The 15,787-nt window shown below is 69.8% G+C and carries 13 protein-coding genes; 8 read left to right on the top strand and 5 right to left on the bottom strand.

What is annotated here, in order from left to right:
• Nucleotides 1-85: 85 nt before the first annotated feature.
• Together ABD810_RS17375 and ABD810_RS17370 are read right to left on the bottom strand one after the other, a co-directional pair.
• Nucleotides 86-742, bottom strand: a complete 657-nt coding sequence (locus ABD810_RS17375; protein WP_344940582.1) for a class III extradiol ring-cleavage dioxygenase family protein — start codon at nt 740-742, stop codon at nt 86-88.
• A gap of 335 nt (nt 743-1,077) precedes the next feature.
• On the bottom strand, nt 1,078-2,256 hold the full coding sequence (locus tag ABD810_RS17370; RefSeq protein ID WP_344940579.1) for a CAP domain-containing protein: 1,179 nt from the start codon (nt 2,254-2,256) through the stop codon (nt 1,078-1,080).
• Nucleotides 2,257-2,604: 348 nt separating this feature from the next.
• Between ABD810_RS17370 and ABD810_RS17365 the strand changes: the two genes are divergently transcribed.
• On the top strand, nt 2,605-3,084 hold the full coding sequence (locus ABD810_RS17365) for a hypothetical protein (protein WP_344940576.1): 480 nt from the start codon (nt 2,605-2,607) through the stop codon (nt 3,082-3,084).
• Nucleotides 3,085-3,090: 6 nt separating this feature from the next.
• On the opposite strand, the gene miaB is transcribed toward ABD810_RS17365, so the two are convergent.
• Nucleotides 3,091-4,596 carry a tRNA (N6-isopentenyl adenosine(37)-C2)-methylthiotransferase MiaB gene (miaB, locus tag ABD810_RS17360; RefSeq protein WP_344940573.1) on the bottom strand — a complete coding sequence of 502 codons (1,506 nt, stop codon included), beginning with the start codon at nt 4,594-4,596 and terminating at the stop codon, nt 3,091-3,093.
• Nucleotides 4,597-4,785: 189 nt separating this feature from the next.
• Between miaB and ABD810_RS17355 the strand changes: the two genes are divergently transcribed.
• The 6 genes from ABD810_RS17355 (at nt 4,786) to ABD810_RS17330 (ending at nt 11,264) form a co-directional block, all read left to right on the top strand.
• Entirely contained in the window at nt 4,786-5,541 is a 756-nt protein-coding gene (locus tag ABD810_RS17355; protein ID WP_344940569.1) for an amino acid ABC transporter ATP-binding protein, read from the top strand.
• Nucleotides 5,542-5,702: 161 nt separating this feature from the next.
• The gene (locus ABD810_RS17350) at nt 5,703-6,560 is read left to right on the top strand and encodes a glutamate ABC transporter substrate-binding protein (RefSeq protein ID WP_344940566.1); all 858 of its coding nucleotides are present in this window, start codon (nt 5,703-5,705) and stop codon (nt 6,558-6,560) included.
• Between the two features lie 62 nt (nt 6,561-6,622).
• Complete coding sequence (locus tag ABD810_RS17345) at nt 6,623-7,306, top strand: amino acid ABC transporter permease (RefSeq protein WP_344940563.1); 684 nt, start codon at nt 6,623-6,625, stop codon at nt 7,304-7,306.
• Nucleotides 7,307-7,364: 58 nt separating this feature from the next.
• On the top strand, nt 7,365-8,246 hold the full coding sequence (locus ABD810_RS17340; protein WP_344940560.1) for an amino acid ABC transporter permease: 882 nt from the start codon (nt 7,365-7,367) through the stop codon (nt 8,244-8,246).
• A 52-nt stretch (nt 8,247-8,298) separates the two neighbouring features.
• A complete protein-coding gene (locus ABD810_RS17335) occupies nt 8,299-9,234 on the top strand; it encodes a transporter substrate-binding domain-containing protein (RefSeq protein WP_344940557.1) in 936 nt (311 codons plus the stop codon).
• Between the two features lie 38 nt (nt 9,235-9,272).
• Nucleotides 9,273-11,264, top strand: coding sequence for a S9 family peptidase (locus tag ABD810_RS17330; RefSeq protein ID WP_344940555.1), 1,992 nt, complete (start codon nt 9,273-9,275; stop codon nt 11,262-11,264).
• Nucleotides 11,265-11,490: 226 nt separating this feature from the next.
• On the opposite strand, the gene rny is transcribed toward ABD810_RS17330, so the two are convergent.
• Nucleotides 11,491-13,110, bottom strand: a complete 1,620-nt coding sequence (gene rny, locus ABD810_RS17325) for a ribonuclease Y (protein WP_344940553.1) — start codon at nt 13,108-13,110, stop codon at nt 11,491-11,493.
• Nucleotides 13,111-13,577: 467 nt separating this feature from the next.
• On the opposite strand from rny, the gene ABD810_RS17320 reads away from it, so the two are divergent.
• Complete coding sequence (locus ABD810_RS17320) at nt 13,578-14,543, top strand: LLM class F420-dependent oxidoreductase (protein ID WP_344940551.1); 966 nt, start codon at nt 13,578-13,580, stop codon at nt 14,541-14,543.
• A 290-nt stretch (nt 14,544-14,833) separates the two neighbouring features.
• On the opposite strand, the gene recX is transcribed toward ABD810_RS17320, so the two are convergent.
• The gene (gene recX, locus ABD810_RS17315; RefSeq protein WP_344940548.1) at nt 14,834-15,775 is read right to left on the bottom strand and encodes a recombination regulator RecX; all 942 of its coding nucleotides are present in this window, start codon (nt 15,773-15,775) and stop codon (nt 14,834-14,836) included.
• Between the last annotated feature and the right edge of the window lie 12 nt (nt 15,776-15,787).

The following is a 15,787-nucleotide window of genomic DNA, read 5'->3' as shown; positions in this document are numbered from 1 at the left end:
TAACCACCGCCGACCACGACATCGTCCCGATCCCCCGAGGTGATCCCACCCTCGCTCGACCCACGGCAAAGTCCCCGGTCGCGCTTCAGGCTTCTCGGAGGCTCCAGCGGGCCACCAGGTACCCGACGCCGTATGGCGCGTCGTCGTAGAGCAGCTCACCCCGGAGACCGTCTCCTGCCCGGCCCGCGCCCGCGAGGACCTGGAACGCCGCCCGGCCTCCCACCCAGAGCTCCTGGGCGTCCGCGGGGTCGAGGGCCGCCAAGGCCTGGATGTCCGCGCCACCGAGGGCCTGGGCGAGCGCTTGATGGTACGCGGGAGCACCGGTCTGGAGATAGCCGGGCGCCTTCACGGTCAGCGTGGCCGGGCCGTCACCCATGACGAGCAGCGCGAGCCGCCGCCCGCGCTCGGCCAGGACCGCGCCCAGCCGGGCGCACGCGTCCGGCGAAGCCTCGGACGGCACCGCTTCGTACCCGGAAGGGGGACCCGCACCGGCGAGGCCCAGGAGCAGGCCGCCGATCGTCAGGGAGAGCGGAAGCACCGCGTTTCCCGAACCGACCCGGATGTCGACCCCCCAGGGCGCCAGGCTTCCCCCCGCGTCCGGCTCGTACGAGCCCGCGACGCCGGCGCCGCCTACCACGATGAGCGTGTCGGGCCGGGAACCGGCCAGGGACCGGACGGCGGACACACAGGCGTCCCGCAGGTCGTCCAGCTCCGGCGCCGCCGCACCTGCCAGCTCAGGCACGATCAACGGAGGATGCGGGCACACGGCCGCGGCGACGAGCACAAGATCAGGCTAACCGCACCCACACGCCACCCGGACCATGGCCGGCACCCACCTCGGGCGGATACCCAACTGAGGCCGGAAACTCGTCCCACGCCCGGGCGGGGGCACGTACTCCCCCGACCCCGCCTCGCCACTTGGTCCGGGGCACGTACTCCTCCAGGCCCACGCCGCCCGCCGCCTAGGCCGGGGCACGTACTCCCCCAAGCCCGCGCCGACCCCGGCCGGGCAGGCGATCGCCTGCCCGGCCGGGGTCGGTGGCTCGCCGTGGTGGCGGGAGCGTCAGCCGAGGGCGATCAGTCGGAACCGAAGTCCTGGGTCCACCAGGGGCCGCCGCTACCGAAGTGCACGCCGACGCCGATGGCCTTGAGCTTGCAGTTCATGATGTTCGCGCGGTGCCCGGGGCTGTTCAGCCAGCCCTTGACCACCGCGTCGGGCGTGGCCTGCCCGCGGGCGATGTTCTCGGCGAACATCGACGACTTGTACCCGGTCGCCTTGATCCGGTCCCAGGGGGAGCGCCCGTCGGCCGAGGTGTGGTCGAAGTACCCCTTGGCCGCCATGTCGTCGGAGTGGCCACGAGCCGCCTTGCGAAGGAGCTCGTCGATGCGCAGCGGGCCACAGCCCTGCTGCTGCCTGGCGACGTTGGTGAGGCGTGCCACCTCGTCCTCCGCGGCGACGACCGTGGAGGTCTTGCCCGTCGGAGCCGCGGTGGGCGACTTGGTGGGGCTCTTCGACGGCTTGGGCGCGGGCTTCTTGGTCGGCTTGGCCGAAGGCTTCGCGCTCGGCGTCGCCGAAGGCTTCGGCTTGCTGGAGGGCGGGTCGCTCGGCGTGGCGATCGGGCCGAGCCGCATGAAGCCGGCGCCCAGGCCGTTGAGCCTGCCCGGCAGCTGGGCGTTGGGCTGGACGTAGCCGGCCGCCGCCTCGGAGGACGGGCCCTGGCCCTGCGTGCCGGTGTTGTTCTTGGTCTGGACCTTGGCGACGGGCTCGGCGTTCTCGCCGGCCGGGGTGTCCGACCGGCCGCCCTCGTTCCCGGACTGGCCGGAGCCGCCCGATGCGTCGGACCTTGTGGATCCAGACGAACCGTCGGATCCAGACGAACCGTCGGATCCAGACGAACCGTCGGATCCAGACGAACCGTCGGATCCGGAGGAGCCGGCGCCCTTGTCGGAGGCGTCGTTCGGGTCTGACGCGGTGTCGTCCGCGGCCGCCCCGGAGTCGGCTTCCTCCGAGTCCGCTTCGTTCTGGAACGACTGCTCGCTCGCGGCCCCGGCATCGCTGGTGGCGGCGGTGCGGTTCGTGAGCGTTATCACCCCTCCGGCGGTGACGGCGGCCGCGAGCACGGCGGCCGCCGCGCTGATCACGAGGATCCGCTTCTTGGAGCCTGCCGGCGAGGGGGACTCGGCGGAGAGGTATTCGGTCGGTAGTGCAGAGCTGGACTCGTAGCGGCCCGGCGACAGACGGTCGTGCCGATCCATGTGGTGACTCCTGCGGCCTATCGGGGGGAAAGCGCTCCGGCTTCCGCGGGCGGTCGTCACACTAGCCCCATTGGCCGAATTGCCGCACCTCAATCACGAAAGAATCACGACTTGTCATCACTTGGACCGATCTCATTTCGAACAGTGGCCGCCGCAGGCGGTGTGACAGCCGTCTTCGGCATCGTGGGGCTGGCGATCACCCTTGGCACCGTTCCAACGACACCCCTATCCCCGCCCCCGCCGCGCGATCGGGCACTGCCCGCGCCGGCCCCCGATCACCTGCCCGACCTGCGCGCGGAGAGCGCGCCCGGTCCGCGACCGAGCGCATTATTCGAACAACAGAAAATCTTGCGCCATCCTGCTCTCGCGGCCTCCCTGGGGCAGGTGGAAGCGCCCGAGCGGCTGTGGACCCGATTCGTTCCCGCTCCCGTGGGCGGCGCCTTCGCCGAGGCGCCGGTCCATCCGGACCGGTGGCCGGGTACGGCGGGCTCGTACGCCGCGGGCCCGGCGAGAAGCGCCAAGACGGCAGGACGTACGGCCCGCGGTTCCGGGGGCGCGTACGGGCGCAGGCGCGGCCCCGCCGTCCCCCGCCAGGACGTGTGGCAGGGTCCCCCGGCGCAGGGGACACCCTCGGGACGGTGGAGCCCGCCGGTGACGGCGCCGGAGGAGACCTCCGAACCCCGGCCACTCCCCACACCGCCCGCGCGACCGCCGTCCGCCGACCGGTCCCCCTCGGCCGACCGGCCGCGCCCGGCTCCGAACCCCTGTGCGACCTTCGGCGACTTCCGCAGGGACTACTGCGACCAGGTACTCGGCAGACGCCGGTGAGGTGGGTCAGGAGCGCCGGAGGGACGGCATGCCCAGGGACACGGTGCCGGGCCGGCCGGACTCGGCGCCCGATCCCGTGCCGCAGGCCGCGCTCTCACGCGCCTCCCAGGCGTCACCCGCGCGGGTGCGGCGCAGCGCGAGGGCGGGGCCGTCGGCGACGAGATGGTGCGGAGCGGCGTAGGTGACCTCGACGGTCACCATGTCGCCCGGCCGGGGGAGCTCGCCGTTCCGGTCGGTCGCGTCCCGCAGGCTCGGCACGAAGTGGACAAGACGGTTGTCGGGGGCGCGGCCGGACATACGGTGGGTCGCCTCGTCCTTGCGGCCCTCGCCCTCGGCCACCAGCACCTCCAGGGTGCGGCCGACCTGTGCCTTGTTCTCGGCCCACGAGATGTCGTTCTGCAGGGCGACGAGCCGTTCGTAACGCTCCTGGACGACCGCCTTCGGTATCTGGTCGTCCATGGTGGCGGCCGGGGTGCCAGGACGGATGGAGTACTGGAAGGTGAAGGCGTTGGCGAAGCGGGACTGCCGCACGACGTCGAGCGTGCCCTGGAAGTCTTCCTCGGTCTCGCCGGGGAATCCGACGATGATGTCGGTGGAGATCGCGGCGTCCGGCATGGCGGCGCGCACCCGCTCGATGATGCCGAGGTAGCGCTCTGCCCGGTAGGAGCGGCGCATGGCCCTGAGCACGCGGTCGGATCCGGACTGCAGGGGCATGTGGAGCTGGTGCATGACGTTGGGCGTCTCGGCCATGGCGGCGATGACGTCGTCGGTGAAGGCCGCCGGGTGCGGCGAGGTGAAACGCACCCGCTCGAGCCCGGAGACGTCACCGCAGGCGCGCAGCAGCTTGCCGAACGCCAGCCGGTCGCCGAACTCGACGCCGTAGGTGTTGACGTTCTGCCCGAGCAGCGTGATCTCAAGGACGCCGAGCTCGACCAGGGAACGGATCTCGGCCAGGACGTCGCCGGGGCGGCGGTCCTTCTCCTTGCCGCGCAGCGCGGGGACGATGCAGAACGTGCAGGTGTTGTTGCACCCGACGGAGACCGACACCCACGCGGCGTACGCCGACTCGCGCTTGGTCGGCAGCGTGCTCGGGAAGACCTCGAGCGACTCCTTGATCTCGACCTGGGCCTCCTGCGCGATGCGCGCGCGCTCGAGGAGGACCGGCAGCGAGCCGATGTTGTGCGTGCCGAAGACCACGTCGACCCAGGGGGCCTTGCGGACGATCTCGCCCTGGTCCTTCTGCGCGAGGCAGCCGCCCACGGCGATCTGCATGCCGGGATTGCTCATCTTGGCCGGGCGCAGGTGGCCGAGGTTGCCGTACAACCTGTTGTCGGCGTTCTCCCTGACGGCGCAGGTGTTGAACACGACCACGTCGGCCGTCTCGCCGTCGCCGGGCCGGACGTATCCGGCGTCCTCCAGCAGACCCGAGAGCCGCTCGGAGTCGTGGACGTTCATCTGGCACCCGTACGTGATGACTTCGTACGTGCGGGTGCGCTCCTCGGTCACAGTCATCTCAACAGACAAGGGTAGGCGCTCCACGACGCCCACCGCACGCCGCGGTCCGTCCCGGTTCCGAACGCGGCCGGCAGGGGTCGCGAGCAGTCTCCGCCACTGGTGAACCCCCGCTCTGTGACCAGGCCGTGATGCGATCGGTACCGCCTGGTTAGTGACTGGTGGCATTGACCACCTACGTTGTGCAGCATGACGGAGAACGGGGACGCGACTCCTCTCGTCAGGGTCGAGAACGTCAACAAGAACTTCGGTGCCCTGCATGTGCTCAAGGACATCAACCTGACGGTCTCCCGGGGCGAGGTCGTCGTGGTGATCGGCCCTTCCGGGGGCGGTAAGTCGACGCTGTGCCGTGCCATCAACCGGCTGGAGGCGATCGACTCCGGCACCATTACCTTCGACGGGCAGCCGCTTCCCGCCGAAGGGAAGGCGCTGGCGCGGCTGCGGTCCGAGGTCGGGATGGTCTTCCAGTCCTTCAACCTGTTCGCCCACAAGACGATCCTCGAGAACGTCACGCTGGGGCCGATCAGGGTTCGGGGGATCCCCCGCGAGCAGGCGGAGAAGCGGGGAATGGAGCTGCTCGAACGGGTCGGCATCGACAGCCAGGCGGGCAAGTACCCCGCCCAGCTCTCCGGTGGCCAGCAGCAACGAACCGCCATCGCCCGCGCCCTGGCGATGGACCCCAAGATGATCCTCTTCGACGAGCCGACCTCGGCGCTGGACCCCGAAATGGTCCAGGAAGTGCTCGACGTCATGATCGGTCTCGCACGAGACGGCATGACGATGGTGGTCGTGACCCACGAGATGGGTTTCGCCCGCAGAGCCGCCAACCGCGTCGTGTTCATGTCCGAGGGACAGATCGTCGAGGAGAACACCCCCGACGAGTTCTTCACCACCCCCCGGACCGACAGGGCCAAGGATTTCCTGTCCAAGATCCTTACGCACTGATTCACACGCCCATGAACTCCCCGATCCAGCCGCAGCGTACAGCCTGGACAGCAGCTGTACGCCGCGATACGGACGTGTGGAACCCCCCGCGATCCCGACGCGTTGATCACGCCGCGCTGACAATCGACCGATCGTCACGAAGAAAGCTGAGGTACACGCATATGCGTTCACGACAGATCGGGGCCATCCTCCTATCTGCCGCGGCCCTGGCCGGCAGCCTTGCCGCCTGTGGCAGCAGCGGCCCCACGTCGGCCATCCAGAAGGCCAAGGACGACAAGAAGCTGACCATCGGCGTCAAGTACGACCAGCCGGGAATGGGCCTGAAGAAGCCCGACGGCACGGTCGAGGGCTTCGACGTCGACGTCGCCAAGTACATCGCCAAGGAACTCGGCGTTCCCGAGAGCGGCATCACCTGGAAGGAGGCTCGCTCGGCCAACCGTGAGACCTTCCTCCAGCAGGGCCAGGTCGACCTGATCGTCGCCACCTACTCCATCACCGAGGCGCGCAAGCCCAAGGTGACCTTCGCCGGGCCGTTCTACATCGCCCACCAGGACACGCTGGTCCGCGCGGACGACTCCTCGATCACCTCGCTCGACAGCCTCAAGGGCAAGCGCATCTGCCAGGTGACGGGCTCCAACTCCTGGAAGAACATCGCCGAGGGCACCAACAAGGAGAACAAGAAGGTCGACGTCACCCTGGTGGCGGCCGGTGCCTACGACGAGTGCATCACCAAGCTCAAGGGTGACGCCATCGACGCGGTGACCACCGACGACATGATCCTCGCCGGCTACGCCAAGCGTGAGGGCTCGGCGCTCAAGGTGACCGGCGCGCCGTTCACCGACGAGAAGTACGGCATCGGCCTGAAGAAGGGCGACAAGGAGACCTGCGAGGCGGTCAACAAGGCCGTCACCAAGATGTACCAGGACGGGACGATCCAGAAGCTGTTCGACAAGCACTTCGGCGGGACCGGTCTGACGTTCACTGCGACCGGGGCGCCCCCCGCCGAGGGCTGCAGCTGATACCCACGTCCACGCGCCGGTGAGGTCACCTCACCGGCGCTCCCCGTCTCCGGTGGAGCCCGATGGAATCGCTTTTCGACTTCAGCCCACTCGTTCAGGAATTCAGCACGATCCTCTCAGGCTTCTGGTCGACGATCCGCCTGACCCTCATGAGCGCGCTCCTGGCGCTGATCCTCGGCACGATCCTGGTCGCGATGCGGGTGTCACCGACGCCCGTCCTCCGTGCCGCCGGGACGCTCTACGTCAACGTCCTGCGCAACACCCCGCTCACCCTGGTGCTGCTGCTGTGCGCGCTCGGGCTGAGCGACACCCTGCAGCTCACGCTCTCCAGGGACCCCGGAGTCAACTACTACTGGTGGGCGACGGGCGGCCTGTCGGCCTACACGGCGGCGTTCGTCTGCGAGGCGCTGCGGTCCGGCATGAACACCGTGCCCATGGGGCAGGCCGAGGCGGCTCGTGCCATCGGGCTCACCTTCATGCAGTCCCTGCGCCTGGTCGTGCTCCCGCAGGCCTTCCGCTCGGTGATCGCCCCCCTCGGCAGCATCCTCATCGCCCTCACCAAGAACACGACCATCGTCATCGTGGCCGGCTATATCGAGGCCTCGGCGGTGATGAAGCAGATGTTCGACGACTACGGCGGCACGCTGCCGATCTTCCTGGGCTTCGCCGCGGGGTACATGGTCCTGACGCTGCCCACCGGGTTCTTCTTCGGCTGGCTGGCCAAGCGCCTGGCGGTGAGCCGATGACCACCGCCCCGGCCGGTATCGGGACCCCCGTACGGCCCCTGCGAGAGGAGGAGGACGCGTGAGCACCACCAACGTCCTTTTCGACGTACCGGGCCCGCGGGCACGCCTGCGCAACAACATCCTCACCCTCGTGTCCGCCGTCGTGGTCCTGGGCATCGCGTACCTGCTGATCAAGGGGCTGGCCGACAAGGGCCAACTGGCCGGCAAACTCTGGGAGCCGTTCCTCCGTGCCGACGTGTGGACGGGCCAGATCATCCCCGGCCTGTTCGCCACGCTGCAGGCCGCCGCGCTCTCCGCGGTGCTGGCGCTGATCTTCGGCGTCGTCTTCGGACTGGGCAGGCTCTCCGACCACGCCTGGATCCGGGTGCCGTCCGGGGCGGTCGTGGAGTTCTTCCGCGCGATCCCGCTGCTCCTGCTGATCTTCTTCGTCCAGGCGGGCCCGGCGACCATGAGCGGGTACACCCTCAACGTGCCGGCCTTCGCCGCCGTGGTCGTCGGCCTGACCCTGTACAACGGCTCGGTGCTCGCGGAGATCTTCCGCGCGGGCATCCTGTCGGTGCCGAGAGGGCAGTCGGAGGCGGGCTACTCTCTCGGGCTGCGCAAGGGAGGCGTGATGCGGCTCGTCCTGCTCCCGCAGGCCGTCACCGCCATGATGCCGGCCATCGTGAGCCAGATGGTGGTGCTCCTCAAGGACACGGCGCTCGGCTGGGTCATCGCCTACGAGGAGCTGCTGAACTTCGGCCTCAAGCAGATCCCCGCGAACTTCGGCAACCTCATCCCGAGCGCGATCGTCATCTCGGTGGTCTACATCCTGATCAACCTGCTGCTCAGCTACCTCGCCAACAGGCTCGAAAATCGGAGCAGGCGCAGCCGCCGCACCACCGCGAGCGTCGTCATGGCGCCGGGCGCCGTGGGCGTCAGCGCGGGCGGGGTCGAGTAAAGGTTTGACCTGATGGTGGGCGGGGGTGGCACCGGGCGGCTCTAATACTGCGATGAGCAGGACTCCGCCCGCCGCACCCCCGCCCGCGACACCGTGGGCGGGGCACGACCGGCCGCCGGCCGTCCCGACACCCCCACGCTCCACGCCACCGGCCGCCCCGACCCCGCCGACGCCTTCACGCTGCGCGCCACCGGCCCTTCGGACCCTGCTGGCCGTGGTGCTGTTCGCGGCCGGGACGGTACTCACCGGCTGCGAGAGCGGCCACGGCACGCTGGTCGTCGGGGTACGGCCCGGGCGGCCAGGGCTCGTCGACCGCGTACCGGCCGGGGGCTACGCCGGGTTCGAGATCGAGATCGCCGGCTACGTCGCGAGGCGCCTCGGCTACCGCGACGACCAGGTCCGCTACGTCGATCTGGGGCAGCGGACCGGCACGGGATCCCCTCTCGACCTGACCATGGGCGCGCTCGTGGCGACCGGCCGGGATCCCGCGGGCGTGCCCGTCTCCGGGCCGTATCTGGTCTCGGGGCAGGACATCCTCAGCGGCGCCGACGACCTCTCCATCCGGCGGCTCAGGGACCTGACCCAGAAGAGGGTGTGCACCGGCTCCCCCGGTCCGCTGGTCGCCCGGTTCGGCGTCGCGTGGCAGCGGGCGTTCCTGATCACCTCGACGGTGGAGGACTGCGTGCGGATGCTCGCCACCCGCCGGGTGCACGCGGTCACCGACGACGCCGCCGTGCTCGCGGGGCTCGCCGCCGCGTCGCCGGGAGGCTTCCGGCTCGTCGGCCACACCTTCACGCGGGACAAGTACGGCATAGCCCTGCGCGAGGACAGCGGCGATCTTCGCACCCGGGTGGACGACGCCCTGCGCGCGATGTTCGAGGACGGGACCTGGCGGCGCGCCGTCATCGACCATCTGGGGTCGCTGGCCGCGAAATACACGTCTCCGCCCACTTTGGAGAGGTACGCGAAGACGCGATCACCGCAGTAGCGACCACACGCCAGGGGGTTTTCCGGCAGGATGCGGCTATGCCCCCCGAGCGCACGTCCGGGCACCCGGCCTTGCCGTTTGGTGCCTGGCCCTCGCCGATCTCCACCTCAGATGTCGTCCGTGCCGGGCTGCGGCTCTCGTACCCGGCGGTTCATGACGAGGACGTCTGGTGGGAGGAGGACCGTCCCGCCGAGGGCGGGCGGCGCACCATCGTCCACCGCGCCGCCGACGGCACGCGCCGGGAGCTGCTGTCCGCGCCTTGGGACGCCCGCACCCGGGTCCATGAGTACGGCGGCCGCTCGTACGCCGTCGCGCCTGGGGTCGGCGTCGTCTTCGCCAACCACTCCGACCAGCGACTCTACGTGGTGCCCGCGGATTCTTCCGGCGGCGCTCAGGGAGGTGCTTCCGGTGGTTCCGGGGCCGCCGCCGGTCGTGGCGCCGCGGGCGACTCCGGCAACGGCCGGGTCGGCGGCGTCGCGCCCCGGGTCATCACGCCCGAGCCCGAGACCCCGTCCGGCCTGCGCTACGCCGACCTGACCATCCACGGGGACGAGGTGTGGTGCGTCCAGGAGCACCACGCCGAACACGGCAAGGTCATCCGGTCGATCGTGTCCATCCCGCTGTGCGGCGAGGGCGAGCCCAGGCAACGGGTGGCCGGCAGCGACTTCTACGCCTTCCCCACGATCTCCCCCGACGGCGAGCACCTGGCGTACATCTGCTGGGACCATCCGCGGATGCCCTGGGTCGGCACCGAGCTCCGCGTCACGAGCATCGCCGACGGCGGCTCATGGCGTGTCACGGGGGGTGCCACGGAGTCGGTGCTCGCTCCCCAGTGGAAGGACGACCTCACCCTCTACCTGATCTCCGACAGGTCGGGCTGGTGGAACCTCGAGCAGGCCGGCATCCACGACACGTCCACTCAGCCGCTCTGCCCGGCCGAGGAGGAGTTCGCCTGGCCGCTGGCCGAGCTGGGCGGCGCTCCGTACACCAGCCTCGGCGACGGGCGGCTCGCGGTGCTGCACGGGCGGGGGGACATGCGGCTGGCGATCCTCGATCCGCGGACCGGCGTCCTCACCGAGCCCGACCTGCCCTACGACGGCTGGGTCCCCTGCCTGAGTGCCGACGGGTCCACCCTGTGCGGCATCGCCTACGGCGCGGCGATCCCCCGCTCGGTGGTGCGGATGGACACCGTCACCGGGCGGGTGGAAGGCCTGCGGCGCGACATCGGCGAGCTGCCCGACATCGCCTACCTTCCCGTGCCGCGATCTGTGGAGATCCAGAGCCGGTTCGGGCGCCGCGTGCACGCCTACGTCTACCCGCCCGCCAACCCGGCCGTCCAGACCGGCGACGCCGCCCCGCCGTACGTCGTGTTCGTGCACGGAGGGCCGACCTCCCACAGCACCACCGAGCTCGATCTGCGGAAGGCCTTCTTCACCAGCCGCGGGATCGGCATCATCGACGTGAACTACGGGGGTTCCACCGGATACGGCCGCGTCTACCGTGATCACCTGAGGGGCCGTTGGGGCGTCGTGGACGTGGAGGACACGATCGCCGCCGCCGAGTGGCTGCTCTCCGACGGGCTGGCCGACCCCGAGCGCATCGCGATCCGGGGCGGCAGCGCCGGTGGGTGGACCACCATGGCCGCCTGCTGCGCCTCCGGGCTGTTCTGCGGAGGCGTCTCCATCGCCGGGGTCAGCGCGCTTGCGCCGCTCGCCGCCTCCACGCACGACTTCGAGTCGCGGTACGTCGAGTGGCTCGTGGGGCCGGAGGACCCGCTCCTGTACGCCTCGCGGGAGCCGCTTGCCAGGTGCGGCCAGATCGACTGCCCGATGCTGCTGATGCAGGGGCAGGACGATCCGGTCGTGCCACCGGCGCAGTCCGAGGCGTTCGTGGCGGCCCTCACCGAGCGGGGCGTGCCCTGCACTTATCTCGCCTTCGAGGACGAGTCCCACGGCTTTCGCAAGGCCGAGACCAAAATCGCCGCCCTCGCCGCCGAACTCGCCTTCTACCAGCAGCTTTTCCGCACCTGACCCTCCGCTCCCCCAGGACGAACCCGGCGCGCACCAGCCTGGCGGCCTCGTCAGGCGCGAGGGGGCCGGGCACGGGTGTTCCCGTTCCGGCGGGGGAGGCGGATCGCCGGTGCCCGGTCCGGGACGGTCGAGGAGACCGCCGAGTCTCAGCGGGCGAACGCGGCCGGGCGGCCTCGGCGAGCGCGAGGGGGCCGGGCACGAGGTGTTCCCGTTCCCGGCGGGGGTCTCAGCGGGCGAATTCGGTCGCCCTGGACTCGCGGACCACGGTGATGCGGATCTGGCCGGGGTAGGTCAGCTCCTCCTCCACCTGCTTGGCGACGTCCCGCGCGATCACTTGGGCCTGGATGTCGTCGATCGCCTCCGGCCGGACCATGACCCGGATCTCGCGCCCGGCCTGCATGGCGAAGACCTTCTCCACCCCGTCGTAGGACTGTGCGATCTCCTCCAGCCGCTCCAGCCGCTTGACGTAGGCCTCCAGCGACTCCCTGCGCGCGCCGGGACGGCTGCCGCTGATGGCGTCGGCGGCCTGCGTCAGCACGGCCTCGACCGTACGGACCTCGACCTCGTTGTGGTGCGCCTCGATGGCGTGCACCACGTCCTCGTGCTCGCCGTACCGCCGGGCGATCTCGGCGCCGATCAGGGCGTGACTGCCCTCGACCTCGTGGGTGAGCGCCTTGCCGATGTCGTGGAGCACCGTGCACCGCTTGAGCAGCATGGGATCCAGACGGAGCTCGGAGGCCATGATGCCCGCGATGTGCGCCGACTCGATGAGGTGCTTGAGCACGTTCTGCCCGTACGAGGTGCGATAGCGGAGCTGGCCCAGCAGCGTGATGAGCTCCGGGTGCATGTCGGTGATGCCCAGCTCGACCAGAGCGTCCTCACCGGCCCGCACGCACAGGTCCTTGACCTCGTCCTTGCTGCGCTCGTACGCCTCTTCGATGCGCTGGGGGTGGATGCGGCCGTCGAGGACGAGCTTCTCCAGGGTCAGCCTGGCCGTCTCGCGCCGCACCGGGTCGAAGCAGGACAGCAGCACGGCCTCGGGGGTGTCGTCGATGATCAGGTTGACACCCGTGGTCGACTCGAAGGCCCTGATGTTGCGGCCCTCACGGCCGATGATGCGGCCCTTCATCTCGTCGCCGGGCAGGTGGAGCACGCTGACCACGGACTCGGCGGTCTGCTCGGTCGCCACCCGCTGGACGGCCAGCGTGACGATCTTGCAGGCGCGCTTCTCGCCCTCCTTGCGGGCCTCGCCCTCGATCTCCCTGACGATCAGCGCGGCCTCGCGCTTGGCCTGGTTCTCGATGGTCATCACGAGCTCGGACTTCGCCTGATCGGCGGTGAGCCCGGCGACCCGTTCCAGGACCGCCCGGCGCTTCTCCTCGACCTGGTCGAGCTCCGCGCGCCGGTCGGCGAGCTCGGTCTCCGTCTCGGCGAGCTTCCTGCCTTGGTCGGCCTGCCTGCGGGCCTCCTCGTCGAGCCGCTGCTCCCGCTCGGCCAGGCGGTTCTCCCTGCGCTCCAGGTCGGACCTGAGCTCTTTGAGCTCGTTCTTGAGGGAGCGGGCCTCCTCCTCGACCTCATTGCGCATCCGTAACGAGGTCTCGGCGGCCAGCTCGGCTCTGCGGAGCACCTCGCCCGCGTCGGACTCGGCCTTGACCCGGATCTCCACACCCTCGCGGCGTGCCTGCTCCAGCTCGGCCTGGATGTCGGCCAGCTCCTCAGGCGTCGGGCCCCGCTTGGCCGACCGGTCGCCACCCGTCCGGCGTATCAGCACAACAAGCGCGACAATCGCGATAAGTGCCAGCAAGACAACGGCCACCGCCAGCATGATCACGACTGTCGAATCCATGCGCGCCCACCCCTCCTCGCGTCGCGAGCATCAGCACGCAAGGTGTTACACGCACAGCACGGACCGGTCCGACCGGGCGATTGTGGTCAGACGAATATATCCAGCGTTCGGATGCGGAGGCATCTGGCCGCTGGGTGTGATCGGTCTTGATCGTCCGTCGTTTACCGTTATGGCAATCCGCACTGCGCGGAGTAACTCCTCACTGTGGTCGAGATTAAGCGTCAGAGAGGTAACGAGCAAGCAAAGACCGCCCGTCAAGCCACTTTTGCCCTCTCACGGGAGCCTGTTCGCACTTCCCGCGAGGCACTCTCTGCCCGATTGATCCCGTTTTGCAGCCTAAACGGTGAAAAATGATCTTAAGTTGTAGCGGCGTGCTGCTGCGGGCCGGCGGCTGACCCTCCACCCGATTGCGAAGATCTTCAGCTGCGGGCCGCACGATTTCAGGGCAGGGCGGGTATGTGGCCGCCATGGCTCAGATCGGTTACACGCTAATGTGCGAGCAGACCCCGCCCAAGCAACTGGTCGAGGACGCCGTGAGCGCCGAACGCGCGGGATTCGACTACGAGACCATCTCCGACCACTACTTCCCGTGGCTGGAGGAGATGGGGCACTCGCCGTACGCATGGTCGGTGCTGGGCGCCGTCGCGCAGGCCACCGAGCGCATCCCGCTCATGACGTACGTGACCTGCCCGATCATGCGTTACCACCCGGCGGTGGTGGCGCAGAAGGCGGCGACCATGGGCGCGCTGTCGGACGGGCGCTTCACGCTCGGCCTCGGCGCCGGTGAGCACCTCAACGAGCACGTGGTCGGTCAGGGGTGGCCGCCGGTGAACATCCGCCACGAGATGTTCGGCGAAGCCATCGAGATCATTCAGGCGCTGTTCGGCGGGGAGTACATCAGCTACCGAGGCGACCATTTCACCATCGATTCGGCGAAGCTCTACGACCTCCCGGATGAGCCCGTGCCGGTCGGCATCGCCGCTTCCGGGCCTCAGTCGGTGGACCTCGCGGCGGAGTACGGAGACGCGTTGATCACCACCGAACCCGACCCGGAGCTGGTGGAGCGCTTCCGCGCGTCCGGGGGTGCGGGCAAGCCGATCTACGGCCAGCTCGTGGTCTCGTACGACACCGACGCCGAGGCCGCCAAGGAACGGGCCCACCGCCTGTGGAAGTGGTTCCCCGCCGGGTGGAAAGTACTGGCCGAGCTACCCGGCCCGGTGAACTTCGCGGCTTACTCGCAGTTCGTCCGCCCCGAGGACGTGACGGAGCACGTGCCCTGCGGCGCCGACGTGGACGCGGTGGTCCAGGCGGTCAAGCAGTTCACCGACGCCGGGTTCACGCACGTGGCCCTGGTACAGGTCGGCGCGGACCGCCAACGCGAGTTCCTCGCCTGGTCCGAAAAAGAACTCCTCCCCACCCTCCGCACCCTCTGACCACCCCGGCCAAGACCAGGAGTCCATCCGCCACGTCGTCCACCGGTGGCCTGTATAACGTCACCCCGAACGAACCCACCAACGCCCACCAGCCCATCCCAAACCACGAGCCCACCCCTAAGCCAGCAGCCCAACCCAAGATCAGGAGCCCACCCCAAGACCACCAGCCCATACAAAGACAGGAGCCATCCCAAGGCCAGGAGTCCATGTGGCGGCAGATATCGCGGACCCTCTTCCAGATCACCAGCAACCGCGACGATCAGCATGCGAGCGTCAGGAATGTGTGGGATCTATTCCAGGCCGTCAGGGATGTCGTCGGTCGACTCGCCCTCGCTTTCGAGGGCCTCTCGGACGACGCGGTAGGCAAGGCTGCCGGAGTAACCCTTACGGGCGAGCATGCCTGCCAGGCGCCTGACCCGGGCGGGCGGTTCGAGACCGCGGGTGCCCGGAAGCTTGCGGGCCACCAGCCGCCGGGCGGTCTCCAGCTCCTGATCGGGGTCGAGCTGATCGACCGCGTCGCGAACGGTGTCCTCGTCGACACCCCGTGTGCGCAGCTCGGCTGCCAGCGCCCGCCTGGCCAGACCCCGGCCGGCGTGACGGGAGCTGACCCATGCCTGGGCGAACGCCTCGTCATCGATGAGCCCCACATGGGAGAAGCGCGCCAGCACCGACTCCGCCGCGTCGTCGGGGATGTTCCTCCGGCGCAGCGCTTCGGCGAGCTGGGCTCTGGTGCGCGGGGCGAGAGTCAGCAACCGCAGGCAGACAGACCTGGCCACCGCTTCCGGATCGGCCGGAGGCCCCTGAGCGGCCATGGATCCGGCAACCGGCCCGTCGAACGGGGAACCAGCAACCGGCCCGTCGGCTGGGGAACCGGGAACAGGCCCGTCGAACGGGGAACCGGCAACCGGTCCGTCGGATCGCCGTGACGAGGCACCCCGCCTGCCCCCGTAACCTCCGCGCCCTCCCGATCTCCCACCCGACCTACGCCGAGACCCTTCCCCAGAACCGTACTGACGCGACTCCTCACCAGGCACGGCCCCAGAACCGTACTGAGGCTCCTGCTCATGCTGGGCTGTTTCAGGTGGGTGTTCGGAGGTTCCGGTGCGGTTGCGGCCGCTGCGGCGGCCGCCGGGCCTGGAGCCGGCGGGTCGATCACCCTCGGGGGTCTCCTCGACCCAGGCTCCCCAGTCCCCTGGCCGAAGCCGGCCAGGGGTGTCGTCGCTCGCAGGCATGTGAGATCAGCT

Origin of the sequence: Sphaerisporangium flaviroseum (assembly GCF_039537005.1) — a bacterium.
GTDB classification, from domain to species: domain Bacteria; phylum Actinomycetota; class Actinomycetes; order Streptosporangiales; family Streptosporangiaceae; genus Sphaerisporangium; species Sphaerisporangium flaviroseum.
The sequence above is the reverse complement of the archived record's forward strand: the minus strand, read 5'-3'. Positions and strand labels throughout refer to the sequence as shown.

Coding starts and splice junctions, on each gene's coding strand:
- ABD810_RS17370 (WP_344940579.1), bottom strand. CDS start 2,256: ATGGATCGGCACGACCGTCTGTCGCCGGGCCGCTACGAGTCCAGCTCT.
- miaB (WP_344940573.1), bottom strand. CDS start 4,596: ATGACTGTGACCGAGGAGCGCACCCGCACGTACGAAGTCATCACGTAC.
- ABD810_RS17355 (WP_344940569.1), top strand. CDS start 4,786: ATGACGGAGAACGGGGACGCGACTCCTCTCGTCAGGGTCGAGAACGTC.
- ABD810_RS17350 (WP_344940566.1), top strand. CDS start 5,703: ATGCGTTCACGACAGATCGGGGCCATCCTCCTATCTGCCGCGGCCCTG.
- ABD810_RS17345 (WP_344940563.1), top strand. CDS start 6,623: ATGGAATCGCTTTTCGACTTCAGCCCACTCGTTCAGGAATTCAGCACG.
- ABD810_RS17335 (WP_344940557.1), top strand. CDS start 8,299: ATGAGCAGGACTCCGCCCGCCGCACCCCCGCCCGCGACACCGTGGGCG.
- ABD810_RS17330 (WP_344940555.1), top strand. CDS start 9,273: ATGCCCCCCGAGCGCACGTCCGGGCACCCGGCCTTGCCGTTTGGTGCC.
- rny (WP_344940553.1), bottom strand. CDS start 13,110: ATGGATTCGACAGTCGTGATCATGCTGGCGGTGGCCGTTGTCTTGCTG.
- ABD810_RS17320 (WP_344940551.1), top strand. CDS start 13,578: ATGGCTCAGATCGGTTACACGCTAATGTGCGAGCAGACCCCGCCCAAG.
- recX (WP_344940548.1), bottom strand. CDS start 15,775: ATGCCTGCGAGCGACGACACCCCTGGCCGGCTTCGGCCAGGGGACTGG.